Source organism: Streptomyces rimosus (assembly GCF_008704655.1).
Taxonomy (GTDB): domain Bacteria; phylum Actinomycetota; class Actinomycetes; order Streptomycetales; family Streptomycetaceae; genus Streptomyces; species Streptomyces rimosus.
Genome location: NZ_CP023688.1, coordinates 5534205 through 5552986 on the forward strand (window position 1 = coordinate 5534205; position 18782 = coordinate 5552986).

General features: G+C 70.7%; 24 protein-coding genes and 1 pseudogene. 16 read left to right on the forward strand and 9 right to left on the reverse strand.

Annotation, left to right across the window (positions count from 1 at the left end):
- The first annotated feature begins 203 nt into the window (after positions 1-203).
- The 3 genes from CP984_RS23990 to CP984_RS24000 all read left to right on the forward strand — a co-directional run bounded on the left by CP984_RS23990 (position 204) and on the right by CP984_RS24000 (position 2654).
- Entirely contained in the window at positions 204-677 is a 474-nt protein-coding gene (locus tag CP984_RS23990; protein ID WP_003979619.1) for a hypothetical protein, read from the forward strand.
- Positions 678-683: 6 nt separating this feature from the next.
- Positions 684-2045 carry a sensor histidine kinase gene (locus tag CP984_RS23995; RefSeq protein WP_003979620.1) on the forward strand — a complete coding sequence of 454 codons (1362 nt, stop codon included), beginning with the start codon at positions 684-686 and terminating at the stop codon, positions 2043-2045.
- Between the two features lie 105 nt (positions 2046-2150).
- Positions 2151-2654: a DUF1269 domain-containing protein gene (locus tag CP984_RS24000; RefSeq protein WP_003979621.1), complete on the forward strand. Its 504-nt coding sequence runs from the start codon at positions 2151-2153 to the stop codon at positions 2652-2654.
- A 64-nt stretch (positions 2655-2718) separates the two neighbouring features.
- On the opposite strand, the gene CP984_RS24005 is transcribed toward CP984_RS24000, so the two are convergent.
- On the reverse strand, positions 2719-3255 hold the full coding sequence (locus tag CP984_RS24005) for a GNAT family N-acetyltransferase (protein ID WP_003979622.1): 537 nt from the start codon (positions 3253-3255) through the stop codon (positions 2719-2721).
- 263 nt (positions 3256-3518) lie between these two features.
- On the opposite strand from CP984_RS24005, the gene CP984_RS24010 reads away from it, so the two are divergent.
- From CP984_RS24010 to CP984_RS24030, 5 genes are all read left to right on the forward strand, one after another.
- Positions 3519-3839 carry a hypothetical protein gene (locus CP984_RS24010; RefSeq protein WP_003979623.1) on the forward strand — a complete coding sequence of 107 codons (321 nt, stop codon included), beginning with the start codon at positions 3519-3521 and terminating at the stop codon, positions 3837-3839.
- A gap of 129 nt (positions 3840-3968) precedes the next feature.
- The gene (locus tag CP984_RS24015) at positions 3969-4772 is read left to right on the forward strand and encodes an exodeoxyribonuclease III (protein WP_030184214.1); all 804 of its coding nucleotides are present in this window, start codon (positions 3969-3971) and stop codon (positions 4770-4772) included.
- A gap of 192 nt (positions 4773-4964) precedes the next feature.
- Positions 4965-5312 (forward strand): hypothetical protein, encoded by a 348-nt coding sequence (locus CP984_RS24020; protein WP_030184216.1) that lies wholly within the window; start codon positions 4965-4967, stop codon positions 5310-5312.
- A gap of 98 nt (positions 5313-5410) precedes the next feature.
- Complete coding sequence (locus tag CP984_RS42180; RefSeq protein WP_003979626.1) at positions 5411-5554, forward strand: hypothetical protein; 144 nt, start codon at positions 5411-5413, stop codon at positions 5552-5554.
- Positions 5555-5843: 289 nt separating this feature from the next.
- Entirely contained in the window at positions 5844-6497 is a 654-nt protein-coding gene (locus CP984_RS24030) for a hypothetical protein (protein ID WP_003979627.1), read from the forward strand.
- 13 nt (positions 6498-6510) lie between these two features.
- Here the strand turns inward: CP984_RS24030 and CP984_RS24035 are convergent, their stop codons facing one another.
- Positions 6511-7275: an IS5 family transposase gene (locus CP984_RS24035; RefSeq protein ID WP_030184220.1), complete on the reverse strand. Its 765-nt coding sequence runs from the start codon at positions 7273-7275 to the stop codon at positions 6511-6513.
- A gap of 151 nt (positions 7276-7426) precedes the next feature.
- Positions 7427-7960 (reverse strand): VOC family protein, encoded by a 534-nt coding sequence (locus CP984_RS24040; protein WP_003979629.1) that lies wholly within the window; start codon positions 7958-7960, stop codon positions 7427-7429.
- A gap of 190 nt (positions 7961-8150) precedes the next feature.
- Between CP984_RS24040 and CP984_RS24045 the strand changes: the two genes are divergently transcribed.
- Both CP984_RS24045 and CP984_RS24050 read left to right on the forward strand, forming a co-directional pair.
- Positions 8151-8501 carry a barstar family protein gene (locus tag CP984_RS24045; protein WP_030819483.1) on the forward strand — a complete coding sequence of 117 codons (351 nt, stop codon included), beginning with the start codon at positions 8151-8153 and terminating at the stop codon, positions 8499-8501.
- A gap of 129 nt (positions 8502-8630) precedes the next feature.
- On the forward strand, positions 8631-8912 hold the full coding sequence (locus tag CP984_RS24050) for a hypothetical protein (RefSeq protein WP_030184222.1): 282 nt from the start codon (positions 8631-8633) through the stop codon (positions 8910-8912).
- 61 nt (positions 8913-8973) lie between these two features.
- On the opposite strand, the gene CP984_RS24055 is transcribed toward CP984_RS24050, so the two are convergent.
- On the reverse strand, positions 8974-9192 hold the full coding sequence (locus CP984_RS24055; RefSeq protein ID WP_003979632.1) for a DUF397 domain-containing protein: 219 nt from the start codon (positions 9190-9192) through the stop codon (positions 8974-8976).
- Entirely contained in the window at positions 9189-10016 is an 828-nt protein-coding gene (locus CP984_RS24060) for a helix-turn-helix domain-containing protein (protein ID WP_003979633.1), read from the reverse strand. The genes CP984_RS24055 and CP984_RS24060 overlap by 4 nt, the downstream gene beginning before the upstream one ends.
- Positions 10017-10405: 389 nt before the next feature.
- On the opposite strand from CP984_RS24060, the gene CP984_RS24065 reads away from it, so the two are divergent.
- Both CP984_RS24065 and CP984_RS24070 read left to right on the forward strand, forming a co-directional pair.
- Positions 10406-10687: a hypothetical protein gene (locus tag CP984_RS24065; protein ID WP_003979634.1), complete on the forward strand. Its 282-nt coding sequence runs from the start codon at positions 10406-10408 to the stop codon at positions 10685-10687.
- A gap of 2 nt (positions 10688-10689) precedes the next feature.
- The gene (locus tag CP984_RS24070) at positions 10690-11868 is read left to right on the forward strand and encodes a methyltransferase domain-containing protein (protein WP_003979635.1); all 1179 of its coding nucleotides are present in this window, start codon (positions 10690-10692) and stop codon (positions 11866-11868) included.
- A gap of 58 nt (positions 11869-11926) precedes the next feature.
- Here the strand turns inward: CP984_RS24070 and CP984_RS24075 are convergent, their stop codons facing one another.
- Positions 11927-12685, reverse strand: coding sequence for an ALF repeat-containing protein (locus CP984_RS24075; RefSeq protein ID WP_003979636.1), 759 nt, complete (start codon positions 12683-12685; stop codon positions 11927-11929).
- Between the two features lie 168 nt (positions 12686-12853).
- Positions 12854-13255 (reverse strand): winged helix-turn-helix transcriptional regulator, encoded by a 402-nt coding sequence (locus tag CP984_RS24080; protein WP_003979637.1) that lies wholly within the window; start codon positions 13253-13255, stop codon positions 12854-12856.
- 100 nt (positions 13256-13355) lie between these two features.
- On the opposite strand from CP984_RS24080, the pseudogene CP984_RS24085 reads away from it, so the two are divergent.
- Positions 13356-13598 (forward strand): annotated as a pseudogene (locus CP984_RS24085) (RidA family protein); the annotation flags it as partial.
- A 17-nt stretch (positions 13599-13615) separates the two neighbouring features.
- On the opposite strand, the gene CP984_RS24090 reads toward CP984_RS24085, so the two are convergent.
- Together CP984_RS24090 and CP984_RS24095 are read right to left on the reverse strand one after the other, a co-directional pair.
- Positions 13616-14173, reverse strand: coding sequence for a cysteine hydrolase family protein (locus tag CP984_RS24090; protein ID WP_003979639.1), 558 nt, complete (start codon positions 14171-14173; stop codon positions 13616-13618).
- An 83-nt stretch (positions 14174-14256) separates the two neighbouring features.
- On the reverse strand, positions 14257-14994 hold the full coding sequence (locus CP984_RS24095; RefSeq protein WP_030184226.1) for a MerR family transcriptional regulator: 738 nt from the start codon (positions 14992-14994) through the stop codon (positions 14257-14259).
- 362 nt (positions 14995-15356) lie between these two features.
- Between CP984_RS24095 and CP984_RS24100 the strand changes: the two genes are divergently transcribed.
- From CP984_RS24100 to CP984_RS24110, 3 genes are read left to right on the forward strand one after another with little or no spacing between them, the layout of a single operon-like run.
- Positions 15357-16883 carry a flavin-containing monooxygenase gene (locus CP984_RS24100; protein ID WP_003979641.1) on the forward strand — a complete coding sequence of 509 codons (1527 nt, stop codon included), beginning with the start codon at positions 15357-15359 and terminating at the stop codon, positions 16881-16883.
- Positions 16883-17863, forward strand: coding sequence for an alpha/beta fold hydrolase (locus CP984_RS24105; RefSeq protein WP_003979642.1), 981 nt, complete (start codon positions 16883-16885; stop codon positions 17861-17863). Before CP984_RS24100 ends, CP984_RS24105 begins: the two co-directional genes overlap by 1 nt.
- Positions 17860-18741: an SDR family oxidoreductase gene (locus tag CP984_RS24110; protein ID WP_003979643.1), complete on the forward strand. Its 882-nt coding sequence runs from the start codon at positions 17860-17862 to the stop codon at positions 18739-18741. Before CP984_RS24105 ends, CP984_RS24110 begins: the two co-directional genes overlap by 4 nt.
- The last annotated feature ends 41 nt before the right edge of the window (positions 18742-18782 follow it).

The following is an 18782-nucleotide window of genomic DNA, read 5'->3' on the forward strand; positions in this document are numbered from 1 at the left end:
CGGTGGGTGGATGGCCGAGGCCGGACCGTGCACCGTGGACAGTGACCGGCGTGCGGCGGACAGTGCCCGGGCACGCGGCCAACGATGGGCCGCTGTTACACGGCCGTGCGGGTGCCGTGAAATGGGCTGCTTAGCGTGGGGGCAATCTGGGCGGAGACGGATACCTTTGTCGTAAAAGCCCATTACCGGACACCGAGGATCTCGTGCGCTCACTCACCGCGACCGCCTGCGCCGCCGCGCTCACCGCGGCCGTGCTGCTGCTGTCCGGCTGCTCCGACCCGCGTGGCCTGCGGGTGGCGGGCCCCGCCGTCTCCCCCTCGCCGCCGAGCGGCCCGGCCCAGGTCACCGACCCGGTGTACGTCTCCGACGCGGCGCGCCGGCCGTTGCAGCGCCCGGCCTCCTTCGTCCTCAAGGAGTCGGTCAGCCTGACCGGCCTGAGCTGGCTGCACTGGGGCGAGGCGACCGCCGAAGCCACCGGCGGGCTGAGCGGCGGCTGGTGCCGACCCGAGTGCGAGAACCAGCCGTACCCGGTCAAGGTCACGCTCAGCGGGCTGACCAAGCAGGAGGGGCAGGACCGGGTGAGGTTCTACTCGCGCGCCACGCTCGTCTCCGACCGCCTGCCGCCGGAGAAGGCCGCCGAGCTGGGCAGGGTCAGCCTGCACACCCCGGAGTTCTAGGCCGTCATGGGGTTGCGCGCGAAGATCGGCATAGCCATCGCCGCCACGGCCGCCGTGGTCGCGGTGCTCATCGGCGTGCTCGTACACAACCGGACCGTGGACGCCCAGTTCGACCTGGCGGCCGAATCGATCGACGGGCGGCTGCAGAGCCTGGTGCAGGACCGGGCGGCCGGCGTGGACAGCGGCCGGGCCATCGTCAACCCGCCGGACCTCCCCGCCCCGCTGAAGGCCGCGGTCCAGCACGGCAAGCGCGGCGTCTACCTGGAACCGGACGGCCCCAAGCCGCACCTGTGGGCCGCGACCGAGCTGGACGGCGACATCATCGCCCTCAAGCGCCCGTACCTGCGCGAGCAGGAGACCCTGCGCAGCCTGGACCGCGTGCTGTGGATGGCCGGCATCGCGGGCACCGCGCTGGGCTGCGTGGTCGGCCTGCTGGTCGCCCACCGGCTCGGGCGGCGGCTGACCGCCTCGGCCGGCACCGCCCAGCGGATCGCCGAGGGCGATCTGACCGCGCGGCTGCCGCTGGGCGGCAAGGACGAGATAGCCCAGCTGACCACCGCGGTGAACACCATGGCCGACGCGCTGGCCGCCCGCCTCCAGGCCGAACGCGACGTGACCGCCAACATCGCCCACGAACTGCGCACCCCCGTCGCCGGGCTGGTCGCGGCAGCCGGCCTGCTGCCGCCCTCGCGCCCCACCGAGCTGGTCCAGGACCGGGCGCAGCACGTACGGGGGCTGATGGAGGACGTACTCGAAGTGGCCCGCCTGGACGCGCGCACCGAGCAGGCCGACACGGAGCTGCGGGCGCTGGGCGAGCTGGCACGGCGGACGGTGGGCGCGATGGGGGCGGGGGTCGCGCCGGGCCTCGCGGGCGGGGACGGCGACGGTGCCGCCCGCCGGGCCGTGGACGTACGCGTGCTCTCCGACGGCCTGGTGGAGACCGACCCCCGCCGCGTCGAGCGCATCCTCGTCAACCTGATCAGCAACGCGCTGCGGCACGGCGCCGCCCCGGTGACCGTCGAGGTCGAACGCGGCGTACTGCGCGTCCGCGACGGCGGCCCCGGCTTCCCGGAAGCGCTGCTCGCCCACGGCCCGCAGCGCTTCCGCACGGGCGGCGGCTCGGACGGCCACGGGCTCGGCCTCGGCCTGACCATCGCGTCCGGCCAGGCGCGGGTGCTCGGCGCCCGCCTGACGTTCGCCAACCCGGAGGGCGGCGGGGCGGAGGCGACCTTGGATCTGAGCGGGGCGTTGCGGGTGGGGGCGGAGTCCGGGCGTACCGAGGAGAAGGCAGGCGGTGACGGCACGGACCGGGACCAAGGCCAAAGCCAGCAACAGGGCCACGGCCGCACCCCCTCCGACCGTCCCTGACGTGCGCCCCGCCCCACTCGCCCCAAGAGTGGTGTGGGACGCCCCGTGTCCGGAGAGGCGTCCCAGGGACCGACCCTTTCCGAGCAGACCGCTGGAGTCGCCGCAATGGACGAGAACGTGCTGTTCATGGACCTCACCCAGGCCGGTGAGGGCGCGGCGCGGCGCGCGCTGGACGCACTGCGCCACGAGGACGCGGAGCACCGGATCGTGCTGCGCGAGGCTACCGTGATCGCCCGGGACGCCGAGGGCAACCTCACCTTCCCCGACAGCGAGGACCACACCGGAACCGCCCGCGGCTTCGCCGTCGGCGGCCTGGTCGGCGGTCTCGTCGGCCTGCTGGGCGGCCCGCTCGGCATGCTGGTCGGCTTCGGCGCCGGCGGCCTCCTCGGCGGCGCCCACGACGCCCGCCGGGCCAGCGCGGACAACGCGGCCGTCGACATGCTGGCGGCGGAGGTCCCGCCGGGCAGCACCGTCCTGCTCGCCGAGGTCTCCGAACCGTCCCGGGGTCCGGTCGACGCCGCCCTGGCCGACATCGGCGGCGAGGCCGCCCGCTACCCGGCCGCCGCGGTCCGCAAGTACGTGGAGGAGGCGATCGCGGAGGGAAGCTGAGAGCCCGTACGGCTTCCCGTACGACCCCCATGGCCCCTACAGCCTCCTACACCCCCTGCGCCCCCTACACCCCAGCGCCGCTCCCGGCCTCCCGGGCCCCCGCACCACGCTGCACCCCGACCCCGTCGCTCACCAGCGCCTTCCCCATGCACCGGCTGTCCTCGTACGTGCGGTACAGGCCGAACTTCGGCACCGGCCGGTAGCCGCAGGACGCGTACAGCGCCAGGGCCTCGGGCTGCTTGATGCCGGTCTCCAGCACCATCCGGACGCGGCCCGCCGCGCGGGCGTCCGCCTCCAGCGCCGCCAGGATGCGGCGGGCCAGCCCGCGCCCGCGGGCCTCCTCGACCACGAACATCCGCTTGATCTCGGCGTCGCCGTCCGCGTACCCCTCGGGGTTGGCGTCCTGGGAGCGCCAGCCGCCGGTGGCCAGCGGGCGGCCGTTCTCGTACGCGAGCAGGTACGTGCCGTGCGGCGGCCGGAACATCGCCGGGTCGAGCGGGGTCATGTCGCCCTCGCCGTACCGCTGCGCGTACTCCCGCTGCACCAGCCGGTCGAGGGCGACGGCGTCGGCGTGGTCGTAGGGGACGGGACGGATCTCCATCCGCCGAATCGTACGGATGTCCGGCCGCCGGGGCGAGAGTCACAGGTGAGAACGGGGCCGGGCCCGGCATCGGGCAGCGCCCCGGGACCCCGTTCCGCCCCTCCCGCTCCTCTACCGGACTCCCTCCCCGCCCTCCCGTCGCATACGGCGGTTCGGCGGAGCCAAAGCACCCGATGGGGGTGTGTCGGTACGGAATGGGACAAACCGGGCCGGTGGCGGGGAACGGCTGCTGCGCCACTGACGCTGAACCGAAGGAGAATGCCATGCGTCTGCGTCCTGTGCTGGCCACCGCCGCCGCCGTACTCTCGCTGTCCGCCACCGGCCTGACCGGAACCGCCCTCGCGGCCGACCCCGCGCCGCCGGTCACCTTCGGCAACACCACGGGCAACGAGGGCATGAGCGGCGACGGCCGCGGCGACCTCGACTACCCCGGCACGATCGGGTGGGGCCACAAGCCGTACCAGTTGCTCGGCGACCGTAACGGCAGGTACGTGATCACCGCGGTCAACAAGACCGACAGCGACCGGCTGCCCACCTGCTACCGCGACCTGTACGCGACCCCGGCCTCCTCGATCTGCCACTGACGGCAGGGGACCGCTCACCGGGTGCCCGGCGCTCACCGCGCCGGGCACCCGCGCGCGTAGCGCCGAATCGTCCCGGCCCCCCGCCATCGCGTAGGCTGCGCTGCCGCCAGCGCGATGAGGGAGCAAGTAGTGCTAACTGTGACAACCGTGAACGTGAACGGCCTGCGCGCCGCGGCCAAGAAGGGCTTCCTGCCGTGGCTGGCGGAGACGGACGCCGACGTGATCTGCCTCCAGGAAGTGCGCGCCGAGCCGGACCAGCTCCCCGCCGGTGCCCGCGAGCCCGACGGCTGGCACACGGTGCACGCGCCCGCGGCGGCCAAGGGCCGGGCCGGCGTCTCCCTCTACACGCGCCGCGAGCCCGAGCGCGTACAGGTCGGATTCGGGTCCGCGGAGTTCGACATTAGCGGCCGGTACGTCGAGGCCGACCTGCCCGGCGTGACCGTCGCCAGCCTCTACCTCCCCTCCGGCGACGTGGGCACGGACCGGCAGGACGAGAAGGAACGCTTCATGGCCGAGTTCCTGCCCTACCTCGCCGCGCTGCGCGAGCGGGCCGCCGCGTCCGGCCGCGAGGTCCTGGTCTGCGGCGACTGGAACATCGCCCACCAGGAGGCCGACCTGAAGAACTGGAAGGCCAACCAGAAGAAGGCCGGTTTCCTCCCCGAGGAGCGCGCCTGGCTGTCCCGCGTCCTCGACGAGCACGACGGCGGCTACACGGACGTGATCCGCACCCTCCACCCGGAAACCGAGGGCCCGTACTCCTGGTGGTCCTACCGAGGCCGCGCCTTCGACAACGACGCGGGCTGGCGCATCGACTACCACATGGCCACCCCCGGCCTCGCGACCCGCGCGGTCAAGGGCTTCGTGGAGCGCGCCGCCTCGTATGACACGCGGTGGTCGGATCATGCGCCGGTGACGGTGGCCTACGAGCTCTAGTCCGGCCGGAGAGCCTCGCCCATGCGCCACGTGACAGCTCGCCCACGCGCCACGTGGCAGACAGCGCACGGACGGGGCCCGGCTTCGGACTCGCCCTGTACACCCTCGCCAAAGGCCCGCACGGCGATAGGCTGACAGGCGGTGCCCGCACCGGGAAACCAGAAAGCGCAGGCCGGACGGAGGAGGGGCGCAATGACCACATCTGCCGTGGGTGAGCCAGGCATCCCGCCCATGCCGGAGAGGACCCCGAAGGCCCTCCGCGAAGCCATCGCCCAGCATGCCCCCAAGCTCCTGCCCGATTTCGACGCGCACTGGAAGCGGTACGTCGCCGACGCGTACGACATCAGCACCGTGCCCGCCTTCATGGCCCGGTGGTGGGGCGAGTACGCGATCGCCCGCGACCCGCAGCTCGACGCCCACGTCACCGGCCTCGAACACCGCGCCGCCCACGAGTGCGCCGACCCGGCCGAAGCCAAGGCACTCCTTGAGGAAGCGTCCAACATTCGCCACATGGCGGCGCGTGCGCGCCGCGCTGCCTGAGCGAGCGTAAGACGAACGACGCAGTCTGTGCAGAGCTGGTCACGGCGAATGACCCGTACTTCCGCGGGATCGACGCGGATGACGACCTGCCCGAAGGCATGCTTGTCGAGCCCGCCAGGTCCAGCGTTCCGAAGGGCCCTCGCATTCTGCACTTCGACAACGGCCACGGCTGGTTGAAGTACACATTCGTAGGGCGGACCGACGACCCGCAGATCGTCGTGGAAGAGATCTTCTGGCAGTGACCGGTCGGCACTCGGCCGGTGAGCGCTGGCTACGATCATGGTTGACGCCTGAGCCGCACGGGCCGGGCGCGACCATGACCACAGGAGTGGAACACCGCTGAACCATCAGCCGACCCACCACTGGCCGCCCGGCCTCGCCCGTACCGACATACCGGCATACGCGCTGGTCAGCACGGATGACGACGCCGCTTGGGGAGTCTGCGCAGACGTCACCGGCCTGTACGCCGACCCGCCCCGCCGCTCGTACGAACTCCTCGGCTGCGCCCCGGCCGGGCCACTGCTCGACGCGATGCGGGGCGCCGCGGGCACGGGGGACGGGGCCGACCGGCTCGGGGACATCTGGCTGCGGCCCGAGGCGGACGACCGGTGTCCCGAAGGCTCCGAGCGGCTGGACGCGTGGCGCCTGGTGGACGTACGCGTCACCGGGAGCCGCCGCAGCCCCGCCGACGCCGAACGCTGGGACATCACCCTCGACGGCGTCGAGGACTTCTACGGGGAACCGGACGACCCGTACCTCGAAGCGGGCGTGAGCCTGCACGACGAACGCACCTGGCTCGGCCACTGCCGGGACCTCTCGATCATCCTCCCGCCGGACGACGAACCGTCCGGCCCGCCCTTCCAGCTCCTCGGCTGCGCTCCGAGCGAAGCGCTCAGCGCGGCCCTGGCGACGGGCACCCGCCGCTCGCTGCGCCTGGACGAAGCCGAACTCCAGATCCTCGACCGCACCGGCGCGAGGCTGGCCGACCGCCTGGTATCCGCTCCCGAGATATCCGGCTGGCGCCCGTCGCCCCTCGGCGACGGCCTGCTCGACATCGACCTCACCGACGGTCCCTACCCGCAGATTCCCGTCTGGGCCCGCCCCGTCTGGAACCGCTGGCTCACCGGCCCGCCCACCGAGCCCAACCTCTGGGCGGCCTACCCGGCCCGCGAACGGGAGCAGTGAGCGTTTTCCATCCTCAAGCTGAGCTGGCCTGATGCAGGCAGAGGACGGCCTGGACGAGGACGGTGATGCGGGTGGTCGAGCAACGGAGCTTACGGAGGAGTCGCCAGGACTTGAGGGTGGCGACGGCTTGCTCGACGAGCGCCCGGATCTTGGCGTGGGATCGATTGACGGCCTGCTGCCCTGTAGAAAGTGTCTCCCATCGGCCGCGGTAGGGAACACGGACTGTGCCTCCGGCGCCCTGGTAGCCCTTGTCGGCCCAGCAGTTGACGCCGGCCTCGGCAAGCGTGTCGATGATGCCGTGCTCGCGGGCCGCGCGGACGTCGTGGACGGCCCCGGGCAGGGCCGGCGAGGCCCACAGCAGGCGGCCGGAAGAATCTGCGATCACCTGCACGTTCATCCCGTGCTTCTTGTGCTTGCCAGAGTAGAAAGGCCGGTCGGCGGCGATTCGGTCGACCGGCAGCAGCGTCCCGTCCAGCAGGACGAACGCCTTCATCGACGCCGCCCGTACCGCCTCGGCGAGCGTCGGGGCAAGGGTGGCCAGGACCTCAACCGCCTCGGTGACGTAGCGGTAGGCAGTGGTGGTGCCCACGCCGAACCCGGCCGCGAGCTGCATATACGGATGACCGTTGCGGAGATGGGCGAGGGCGAGCAGAGCCTGCCGACCTGCGCTCAGTCGCCGCCACCGGGTGCCGAGACCCCGGCGGTGTTCCCGCAGACGGGCGGAGAGGAAGCGGAGGGCAGAACTGGACACGTCCAGCCCGGATGGGTAAACAAGCACGTGAAGCCTCTAGTAGAGACGGATTTCTTGGGCGAAAACCCATCTACCAGGGGCTTCACCCCTGTGTCAGGCCAACTGGCAGACTGCCGAAGCAGAATGAAAACGCTCCGTGGCTACCGGTTTGGCGCTGGCGAACCCCGACATCGTGGGTCTAGCTGGTTGTCCTGACGGGTGCGCTGCTGCGCCCGTGGTGTCGACCGCCGAGCTCGGCGTCGAGTGTCTCCTGAGCCACGCGCATGGCCTCGGCGTATACGGGGTCCCGCAGCCGCTTCCACATCTCGCCCTCAGAGACGTCCTCAACGCAGCTGACCACCCACCAGATGTTGCCGAAGGGGTCCTTGATACGCCCTCCGCGCTGTCCGAAGGCGTCGTCGGCCAGGGAAGTGACGACATGGCCGCCAGCTGCGAGGGCTTGTGAGAACGCCTCGTCCGCATCGGCGACAAATACACGCAGCAGGCTCGGCATGGTGGGCCAGTCCGCGTGTCGGTCGAAGGCCAGCACGACGGTGTCGCCGACTCGGATCTCAGCGTGACCGATCAAACCATCCTCGGTCGCCACCCGCGCGAGTTCCTCGCCCCCGAACGCCTGGGCGACGAAGTCGAGGAAGGCGCCCGTGTCGTCGGTGACGACCCAGGGCGCAACGGTGGTGTAGCCCTCCGGCGCGGGGCTGATCTGCTCGGGCATCGCGGTCCTTTCGCTGACGCTGGTGGTCGGCAGCGACGATAGGCGCGAACTAGGTCAGTTTCTGTCCTAGACAGCAGTGAGTTTGGTCGCAACCAGTGCTATCTCACGACTGCTCGCGCTGCTCCAGACCCCGCCTTTGGCCCGTGGCCCCATCAGCCTGAGGTTGGAAAACGCTCAGTGGTTCGACATCGTGCGAGAGCGAGGCTGCCGCCGCTTCCTTCACGCCCCGGACCGCCCGGCCGGCCGCGTCTACGACCTCGACGGCCGCCACATCACCGACGACATCGGCCTGTACTGCGCACTCGGCGAAGCGATCAACGGCCCCGGCGGCTACTTCGGCGGCTGCCTCAACGCCCTGTCCGACTGCCTCAACGGCCGCTTCGGCGCCACCGCCCCTTTCACCCTCCGCTGGCACCACCCCGACGTGGCCCGCCGCAACGTGGGCCGGTGCCTGGCGCCCGACGGCGCGGTGTACAGCCTCTTCGACGAAGTGATCGGCTTTCTGGAGGAGAAGCGGGTGGAGGTCGTACTGGTGGAATAGGGCGGGCTTTTGGAGGCTAAGCGGTGATTTGACTGGCGCCGGGTATGCCGTTCTCTTCGGATACAGTGATCAGCTGTTGTCAGTACGTGCCGACGGGGCGCCATAACCGTCGGCAGAACGGGGAGTTCCATGCGTCGACGTCTCACCAGCCTTGCCGTGTCCACCGCCCTCGCCGGCGGCGTCCTGTTCGCGGCCGTCCCCGCGCAGACCGCCTTCGCCGGCCAGGTCACCTGCCACATCTCCCAGATGGCAGAGGAGGCCGCCCAGCACAAGTCCAAGGCCGCGAAGCTGGACCGCAGCGGCCACCACAAGGCGGCCAACAAGGAGCGCGCGAAGGCCCGCGCGATCGAGAAGCGGATCGCCCAGTGCCAGGACTCCGAGAAGCACAACTCGGGCCACTTCGGCGGCTGAGGACTCGGGCGTCAATGAGGCCCCGACCGGCAACCATTGCCGGTCGGGGCCTTGTTTGTGTTCACCGTTGGCGGCGTGAGAACGCGTCGGCCTTGACGCCCGCGATGAATATGGCAAACGAGTGGGCGGGGAAGGTGAGGATGGGGCCTGCCGGGGCCTTGCTGTCTCGGACAGGGACGATGCCCATCGCCTCGGCGGTCGAGGGTGACCACTCCACGCAGTTGCCGCCCTCCGCGCTGGTGTAGCTCGACTTGACCCACCGAGTGGGACCGATCTTCACGTCAGTTTCTCCATCTGCTCAGCGATCAGATGCGCGCTCTCCCGGGCGGACAAGGCGTCGCCGGTCAGTTCATCGTAGGTCCGGAGCGCTGTTCGAACATAGTCCGGATCGTCCACGATGCCAGCGGTGCGAAAATTCTCAACACACACGGAAACGGTGTGGTTTGGGGAGGTGATGAGCGACACCGGCCAGTCGCTGAACAGGTGGCCGGGGGCATCCAGGGGAAGGACCTGCACCCGGACGGTGGGCCGTTCCCCGGCATCCAGCAGGGCTTTCAACTGCCGTCGCATGACGTCGGGAGGACAGAATCGGCGGTACAGGACGGACTCACAGAGCACTAGACGGACGTCCGGCGGCATGTCTCCGTCAAACACGGCTTTCCTCGCCAGCCGGTCGTTCACGAACGCCGAGGTTTCCTTCGCACTGGCTCGCGGGAAGCCGCCCTTGTACAGGCAGCGTGCGTAGTCGGCAGTGTGAAACAACCCCGGGACGAGGGTGGGAGACCATTCCCGGATCGCTACGGCGGCGCGCTCCATGGCCATACGTCGCCGGTAGAGCGTGGGGAACGACGATGCCACTGCCTCCTCGTGCAGCCGCTTGAACTTTCCGTCCGTGCCGAACACCTCGTCCAGCCGTGGCGGAATCTCCGGCGGGATCGCCCCCTGACAGTTCTCCACTCGGGAGATCGTGCTTCTGGAGGTGCGGACCAGCCTGGCCAGGTCTTCCTGTGTCAGCGCCTTCGGGTCGTGCAGTTCCCGCGCGCTGCGGCACTCTTCGGCGAATTCCCGGCGTGGGTCTTCCGGGCTGTCGGTTTCTTCGTCCACGATTCCCCCGACTCAAGGTCTGGTCATGGCTCTTGTTCGGGTCGTTTCCCGTGGTCAACGGCGCGCGCATATGCCGCGACACTCAACCCTCAGATCGAGCGCCCGAACGGTCCCCAGACTACTGAGTGTTGCGCCACTCTGTAACCGGTTGGACGCATTGAGTAAATGTGCGGATCGGGAACAGGCGAAGGGTCTTCCATGGGAATCAGTGAAAAGCTGGGCGTGATCGGTGAAAGGCGGCCCACGGACCCGGTGCCGGTGCCCGGTTGCGACGTGTGCGCGTCCGCGTACGGGGTCCGGGAACCAGCCCGGGCCGAGGGGCGCTCGCTCGCCGTGCTGAGCTGCAACGGAGTCATCGCCGGGCACCCGCACGGGCGAGGGGGCCGGACATGACGATCTCGCCCCGAACGTACGAGGGCACCTCGGAGTGCACGGGGTGCCTGGAGTTGGCGCGCGCCTTGGTGGCCGCGCTGAAAGCCGGCGACCAGTCCAGGGCAACGGACTGCCAAGTCCTGATCCGCCGGCACCCGGATCACGCGACAAGTCCCGCCGGCCACCTCCTGCACAGCCACGGCGGTGACAAGCTGCCCGGCGAGCCCTATCCCGGACCGCATCTGCCGCCCACCCCCGACGGCGGCCCCGGTGTACCCAACCCGCCGAAGGAAGCGTGAACATGGCGTACGTACGACAGGTGAGCCCCGGCCACGCCGAGCTGGGGCGGGCGCTCGTGACGGGTGGGGTGCTGTCCGCGGACTGGGCCGGTGCGTTCGCGGACGTACCCCGGGCGGCGTTTCTGCCCGAGCTCATGTGGCCTTGGGACATGGCGGCCGGGCGTAGCGTGCCCGTCTCCCGTACGGGTGATCCGGAGCGGTGGCGGGCCTACGCCGATTCCGACTGCCCGGTGGTTACGCAGTGGGACGACGGGCAGCACACCGGGGCGGAGCCGGGGGCGGTCCCCACCAGTTCCGCCTCCATGCCGTCGGTGGTGTTCCGGATGCTTCGGGACCTCGACGTACGGGCCGGTGACCGGGTGTTGGAGATCGGCACGGCGACGGGGTGGAATGCCGCCCTCCTGGACCACCGGGCCGGAGCCGGGGACGGCCGCGTGATCACGATGGAGGTGGACGAGGGGGTGGCGGAGCGGGCCCGAGCGAGCCTGGAGGGGTTCGGCAGCTCGGCTCGTGTCGTGCGCGGTGACGGGTTCGAGGGGTGGCCAGAAGGCGCTCCGTACGACCGGATCATCGGGACCTGCGGGCTTCGGCGCTTTCCGTGGGCCTGGGTGGAGCAGTGTCGTCCCGGCGGGATCATCGTGGCGCCCTGGGGGACGTACTTCGGTAACGGAGACGCCGTGGCCCGGCTGGTGGTCGCGGCCGACGGGCGGAGTGCTTCGGGGCGGTTCACCGATCCGGTGGAATTCATGAAGTTGCGGGGGCAACGGCTGCCGGGGGTGGTACACGGCGAGTACGTACGGGGGAGTGTGGCCGAGGGATGGGAGTCCTCGACGGGAATTACGGAGGCGGAATTCCTCGGGGAGGGGTTCGCTCCGCAGCGGTTCGTGGTGGGGCTGCGGGTGCGGGACTGCCTGCAAGTGGGGGCGGAGAAACGGGACGGGGCCCGGCCGGTGTGGTTCTACGGGCTGCGGGACCGGTCCTGGGCCTGTGTGCTGTTCCGGGACGGTGCGGACGCCCGGGTCTGGCAGTACGGGCCGCGTCGGCTCTGGGACGAGGTGGAGGCCGCGTACCGGTGGTGGGTGGCGCGTGACCGGCCCGGTCACGAACGGTTCGGGCTGACGGTCACGGCGGAGGGCGAGCGGGTGTGGCTGGACGGGGCAGGGGAGTCGTGGGGGCTGTGAGGTGGGCCCGCCGCGGCGGCCGGTGCCGAGCGCCGGCCGCGCGGTTGGGGGCTTTAGGTCACTTGCCGCCGGCCTCGTACTGTCCGACCTCCAGGAAGTGCCGCAGTGTCTCCGGCGTTCCGTCGACGAGGGCGTTCTCGGCAGCCTTTCGGAGAGCCTTGCTGATATTCGGCTTGGCCAGGATCCTGCCGATGGCTACGCGGTCGTCCTCGGCTCGGGCGAGGCGATAGCCGGTTTCGTGGAAGGCACGGAACTCTTCGGGCGAGCCATTGTTGTTGAGGAGCTTGTTGATTTCCTCTTTGACTCTGGGGCCGGTGTCCTTGCGGCCGAGGATGGTGAAGAGGGCTACGCGGTCGTCTTCGAATCGGGCCAGTCGGTAACCGGTTTCGAGGAAGGCACGCAGTTCTTCGGGTGTGCCGTCGCCGACAAGTCTGGAGATCGCTTCTTTGACTCCGCGGCCGGTGTCCTTGCGGCCGAGGATGGTGAAGAGGGCGACGCGGTCGTCCTCGGCCTGGGCGAGGCGGTAGCCGGTCTTCAAAAAGGCGCGCAGGTCATCGGGGGTGCCGTTGAGAGCCGCGTTGGCTTCTCGGGTGACCCCAACGCCCACGTTCTTGCCGCCCAGGATGCGCAGGACGGCGACACGGAGGTCGTCCTCCGACATCTCGTCGACGGGCTTGTCGTTCCCGGCGGTCGCCTGCGTGACCGGGGCGGATGCCGGCGCGGCCGCCGCTGCGGTGGCGGACGCCGGGGTCGCGAGGAGCAGGGCCGGCGTCAGGGCGGTGGCCGCGACGATCAGGGCAGCGCGGGTCGGTCTCATGGGCGTGGTGCCTCCGTAGGTGAACTGCCGATGCAGTGATCATCTCTACGGTGCGCCCTGAGGGCATTGCCGGAAGTCGGCAACGTTCGGGGGCTGTTGGTGGCGTCCGAATACTCCGTAAGTGATGGTCCGGTCAATGCGGCACCGGCATCTGGCTCAATTCATGCGCTACTGCGAAGCGCCGGGTGCGGTGTCGAAGCGGCGGCGTGCTTCCTCGATGCGACCGAGGTGCTGGTGCGTCCAGCCGCACATCGCGTCGACCGTGGCGCGCAGGTCCCGGCCCGGGGCGGTGAGGGTGTATTCGACCTTCGGCGGGACGGTGGGGTGCACCTTGCGGTCGACCAGGCCGTTGCGTTCCAGCATGCGCAGGTTCTGGGTGAGCATCTTGTGGCTGATGCCCTCGACTTCGTCGCGCAACTCGCTGAAGCGCAAGGTGCTCTCGCCGAGTGCCTCGATGATCAGAAGCGCCCACTTGTTGGCGACGTCGGAGAAGATCTCCCGGGCCAGGGAGTCCGCGCGCCGCAGGTCCGCGTTCTCGGGCAGGCCCTTGAGCAGATGCTTGGTCACCATCGGGTTCCTCAGTCACGGAAAAGTGCGTTCTTCCAGGTCAGCCGCCACTCTCCTACGGTTTTCAAGTCACCGCAAGAGAGTGTGCCGGGAAGGGGACACGGTGACTTCCGTCGATGTTTTTCACCATGACGTACCGGCCGAGCGCGACTTCGGCTACGCGCAGGCGATCAAGTCCGGCGAGCTGATCCACGTATCGGGACAGCTTTCGCTCGATGAGACGGGCGAGTTCCGGTACGCGGACGACTTCACCGCTCAGGCCCGGCAGACCTACGCCAACATGGACAAGGTCCTGAACCATTACGGCGTCACCCGGAACCAGGTCATCGAGATCAGCTTCCTCGTCGACACCAAGCTGCCCGCCTAACGAGGCAGCGTCTTCAGCCAGTCCTCAACGGTGGGGACGTCCGCCCACTGCGGGAACAGCCGCTCCACGAGGGCCTGGTGCAGCTCGGGGTCCGTGTCCAGGCACGCGTCCGAGAGGACGGTCAGGCCGAAGTCCATGTCGTTGGCCTGGCAGAGGGTGGACAGGACGACCGCGCTGGTGGCGATGCCGGTGAGTACGAGGCTGTCGATACCGCGCGCCCGGAGCACCACGTCGAGGTCGCTTCCCGAAAACGCGCTCGCCCGCCGCTTGGTGACCACCACATCGCCCGGCCGGGGCGCGACCTCGGGATGGATCTCGGTGCCCGGGGCGCCCTCGACGAAGAGGCCGGCCTGGGCGATGGCGGCGAGCGGCTTGTTGCGCGTGCCGACTTCCGGGTAGCCGGGGCGAAGCCCGATGACCACGTAGACCACGGGAATGCCCGCCGCCCTGGCGCCCTCGATCGCCCGGCGCAGGCGCGGCAGATAGCCGGAGCCGTCGTCGGCGATGTCCACGATGGCCTGTTGGACGTCCATCACGAGAAGGGCACTGCTCATCTCGCCTCCGGGCGGGATCGGTTCGGGGGCAGGTCGGTCCGGGTTCTGATCGTTGGATCGTACGTGAGTGTCCGGGCGGTGACTCACGCCTCGCCCTCGTCCCCCCGCCCCCGATGCCATGACTCCAGCTCCGCCCGCACCCTCCGGTCCATCGCCATGGAGAGTTCCGCGTCGACGATGCCCTTGGAGATGGGGCGGAGTTTTTCGATGGTCTGGGTTATGCGGGCGACCTCGGTGGGGGCCAGGGGTTCGCCGGCGGCGGCTCGGGTGAGGACGTCGTTCAGGACGTGGGTGCGGATCACCGAGATGAACAGGTCGGCCATGGCGTCCGCGTGGGCGCGTACCTCACGTCCGGCGGCCAGGACGGCGGTCAGGGGGACGCCGTTGGCGACGAGTTCGGTGGAGGCGTCGAGGAGGCGGCGGCTGATGTGGACGAACTCGTCGCCGTCCACGGCCAGGTAGCCGATGTCCAGGGAGGCGGAGAGGTTTTCCGGGGTGACGTCGTCCTTGAAGTGGTCGGCGAGTTCCTCGGGGGTGAGGCGTACGGGGGTTTCCTCGGACCAGGGGGCGACGAGCGTGCCCTCCAGGCCGAGCAGTTCGCCGACGTCGCGGCCGTTGTCGAAGGCGGAGAGCAGTTCGGCGATGCCGCCGAGGGTGTGGCCGCGGTCGAGGAGGCCGGCGATGGTGCGGAGGCGGGCGAGGTGGTGTTCGTTGTACCAGGCGATACGGCCTTCGCGGCGCGGTGGCGGGATGAGCTTGCGCTCGCGGTAGAAGCGCAGGGTACGGACGGTGATACCGGCCTCTCTGGCCAGGTCGGCCATGCGGAATTCGCGGGGGGAGGGGGCGGGGGCGCCGGTCGCGTCGCCGGCGCGCGGGTCCGCCTCGGCCGGGCCGGAGGCTTCCCCCGACCCCGACCCCGGCTCCGCCGCCGCTGCCCCGGCCGCCCCGGCTGTCTCCGGGCTCACACCCTCCGGCCTGGCTACGCCGTTCCTGTTCTCTGCCACGAGCTCAGCCTATGTCGCCCCACCGGGGCCGGGCCGAGGTGCAACCAGCGGTAACTTCCCGCCGCATACCCCCTACCGCTCGGTACGTCCGTGTCCTACCCTCCAATCGTGCCAGTGATTGCTGGCGCGGTTGAGGCCAAGGTTCACAGTATCGACGGTCGAACTCGGGAGGCGGCGGCATGGCCGAGCGCGAACACGAGCACGTACGGGTGGCGGTGATCGGATCGGGGTTCGGGGGTCTGGGGGCGGCCGTACGGCTGCGGCGCCAGGGGATCACCGACTTCGTGGTCCTGGAGCGGGCCGGCTCGGTGGGCGGCACCTGGCGTGACAACAGCTATCCGGGATGCGCGTGCGACGTGCCCTCGCACCTGTACTCGTTCTCCTTCGCGCCCAACCCCGAGTGGCCGCGCAACTTCTCCGGGCAGCCGCATATCCGCGCGTACCTGGAGCGGGTCACCGACACCTTCGGGCTGCGGCCGCACATCCGCTTCGACTCGGAGGTGCGCAGCCTGCGGTGGAACGGGGAGGAGCTGTACTGGGAGGTGGAGACGGCCAGCGGGTCGCTGACCGCCGATGTGGTGGTGTCCGCGACCGGGCCGCTGTCCGACCCCAAGGTGCCGGACGTTTTGGGGCTGGACTCCTTCCCGGGCAAGGTCTTCCACTCCGCGCGCTGGGATCACGACTACGACCTGCGCGGCAAGCGCGTCGCGATGATCGGTACGGGCGCCTCGGCGATCCAGATCGTGCCGTCCATACAACCGACGGTCGACCGGCTCACCCTCTTCCAGCGCACCCCGGCCTGGGTGCTGCCGCGCGCCGACCGGAAGATCAGCGGCCTGGAGCGCTGGCTGCACGCCAAGGTGCCGGCGACCCGGGCCGCGCGCCGCGGGCTGCTGTGGGGGATCAGGGAGTTGCAGGTCAGCGCGTTCACCAAGCGGCCGAACGAGCTGGGCCTGATCGAGCGCCTGGCCAAGGGGCACATGAAGCGCTCCGTCAAGGATCCGGTGCTGCGGGCGAAGCTGACGCCGGACTACCGGATCGGGTGCAAGCGCATCCTGCTGTCGAACTCGTACTACCCGGCGCTCACGCAGCCGAATGTGGACGTGGTGGCAAGCGGTCTGAAGGAGGTCCGGGGCAAGGTGCTGGTCGCCTCGGACGGTACGGAGACCGAGGCCGACGCGATCGTCTTCGGTACGGGCTTCCACGTGACGGACATGCCGATCGCGCACCGCGTGACCGGCGCCAACGGCACCACGCTCGCCGAGGAGTGGAAGGACGGCATGGAGGCGCTGCGCGGCACGACCGCCGCCGGCTTCCCCAACTTCCTCACCATCATCGGGCCCAACACGGGGCTGGGGAACAGCTCGATGATCCTGATGATCGAGTCCCAGCTCAACTACCTGGTCGACTTCATGCGGCAGCTGGACGTACTGGGCGGGAAGATCGCGCTGAACGCCCGTCCTTCGGCGGTGCACGCCTGGACGCGCGGCGTCCAGAAGCGGATGGAGCGGACCGTGTGGAACACCGGGGGCTGCGACAGCTGGTACCTGGACTCCAACGGGCGCAACACGACCGCCTGGCCCGGCACCACGGCCGAGTTCCGTAAGGTGACGCGGCAGGTGGACCTCGCCGAGTACGAGGTGCTGCGCGTCCCGGCGGCCCGCAGGGGCGAGCGGTCCGCGCAGACCGTGAAGGCGGTGGCGTAATGGCACCGACCCCCATGGCCGCCGGACCGTACGCGCCGCCCGCGCCGCGCCGGCAGCTGACCGCGGCCTCGGCCGACGGGTCCCGGCTGTACGTGGAGGTCCACGGGCCGGACGGCGCCGAGGCCCCCGCCGTCGTCCTCTCGCACGGCTGGACCTGCTCGACCGCCTTCTGGGCCCCCGTCGTACGGGACCTGGCCGCCGACCACAAGGTCATCGTCTACGACCAGCGGGGACACGGCCGTACCCCTGCCGTCGGCCCCCGCGGCTACACCACCACCGCGCTCGCCGACGACCTGGTGGCCGTGCTCGGCGCGGCGCTGGAGCCGGGGGAGCGGGCCGTGCTGGCCGGGCACTCCATGGGCGGCATGACGATGATGGCCTCCGCCGGGCGCCCGGAGTTCCGGGAGCGGGCCGCCGCCGTCCTGCTGTGCAACACCGGCAGCGCGAACCTGTCGGCGGAGTCGCTGGTCATCCCGCTGCGCTCGCCGGGCGGGCGGCGCGTCGCGCATCAGGTCATCCTCGGGTCGCGGGCGCCGCTCGGGCCGGTCACCGCGCTCGCCCAACGGATCCTGAAGTACGCGACGATGGGCCCGGCCGCGACCCCCGAGCAGGTCGAGGCGTGCGCGCGGATCGTGCACGCCTGCCCGTCGGGGGTGCGGTCCCGGTGGGGCAAGGTCCTGGCCGGACTCGAACTGACCGGTGAGGCGGCGCGGCTGGACGTACCGACCGCCGTCATCGCGGGCACCGCCGACCGGCTCACCCCGATCGTGCAGTCCCGCCGGCTGGCCTCCGTACTGCCGGACTTCCTCGGGCTGACCGAGCTGCCGGGCACCGGACACATGACGCCGATCGAGGAGCCGGACGTGGTCATCGGCCGTATCCGGGAGCTGGTCCGGGACCACCTCCGGGACGACGGGGCGACGGCCGCCGAGACGAACACGCCTGCCCACCCCACCGCCGAGGAGAAGAAGACCGCATGAGCGTACGCAGGAGCCTGGAGGGGCAGGTCGCCGTCGTCACCGGCGCGGCGCGCGGGGTCGGCGAACTCCTCGCCCGCAAGCTGTCCGCGCGCGGCGCCACGCTCGCGCTGGTCGGCCTGGAGCCGGAGGAACTGGCGCGGGTGGCCGCCGCGTTGCACGGCGAGGCCGCGCACTGGCACGCCGATGTGACCGACCACGAGGCGATGGCCGAGGTGGCGCGCGAGGTCAAGGCGCGCTTCGGCAAGGTGGACATCGTGGTCGCCAACGCCGGGGTCGCCTCCGGCGGCCCGTTCGTGGACTCCGACCCGGTGTCCTGGCGGCGGGTCATCGAGGTGAACCTGATCGGCGGCGCCGTCACCGGGCGGGCGTTCCTGCCGGTCCTGATGGAGTCGCGCGGCTACTTCCTCCAGATAGCCTCGCTCGCCGCCGTCACCCCGGCGCCGATGATGACCGCGTACTGCGCCTCCAAGTCCGGCGTCGAGGCGTTCGCGCACAGCCTGCGCGCCGAGGTCGGCCACAAGGGCGTACGGGTCGGCGTCGGCTATCTGAGCTGGACCGATACGGACATGGTGCGCGGCGCGGACGCGGACGACGTGATGCGCGAGCTGCGCCAGCGGCTGCCCTGGCCGTCGAACAAGACGTATCCGCTGAGCCCGGCCGTGGACCGGCTCGTGGCGGGCATCGAGCGCCGTTCCCCGCATGTGTACGGGCAGTGGTGGCTGCGCGGCATGCAGGCGGTGCGCGGCTGTCTGCCGTCCGTCATCGGCACCATGGGGCAGCGCGAGATGCGCCGCTTCGGGAGCCGGATCGAAGGGCTGCGGGTGGGGCTGGTCGGCGCGGGCGGGGAGGCGGACGAGAAGGCCCGTACGAACCGCTGAGGCCGGTGCGCGGTGCTCCGTAGCGCTGCGCCGCAGCCGTT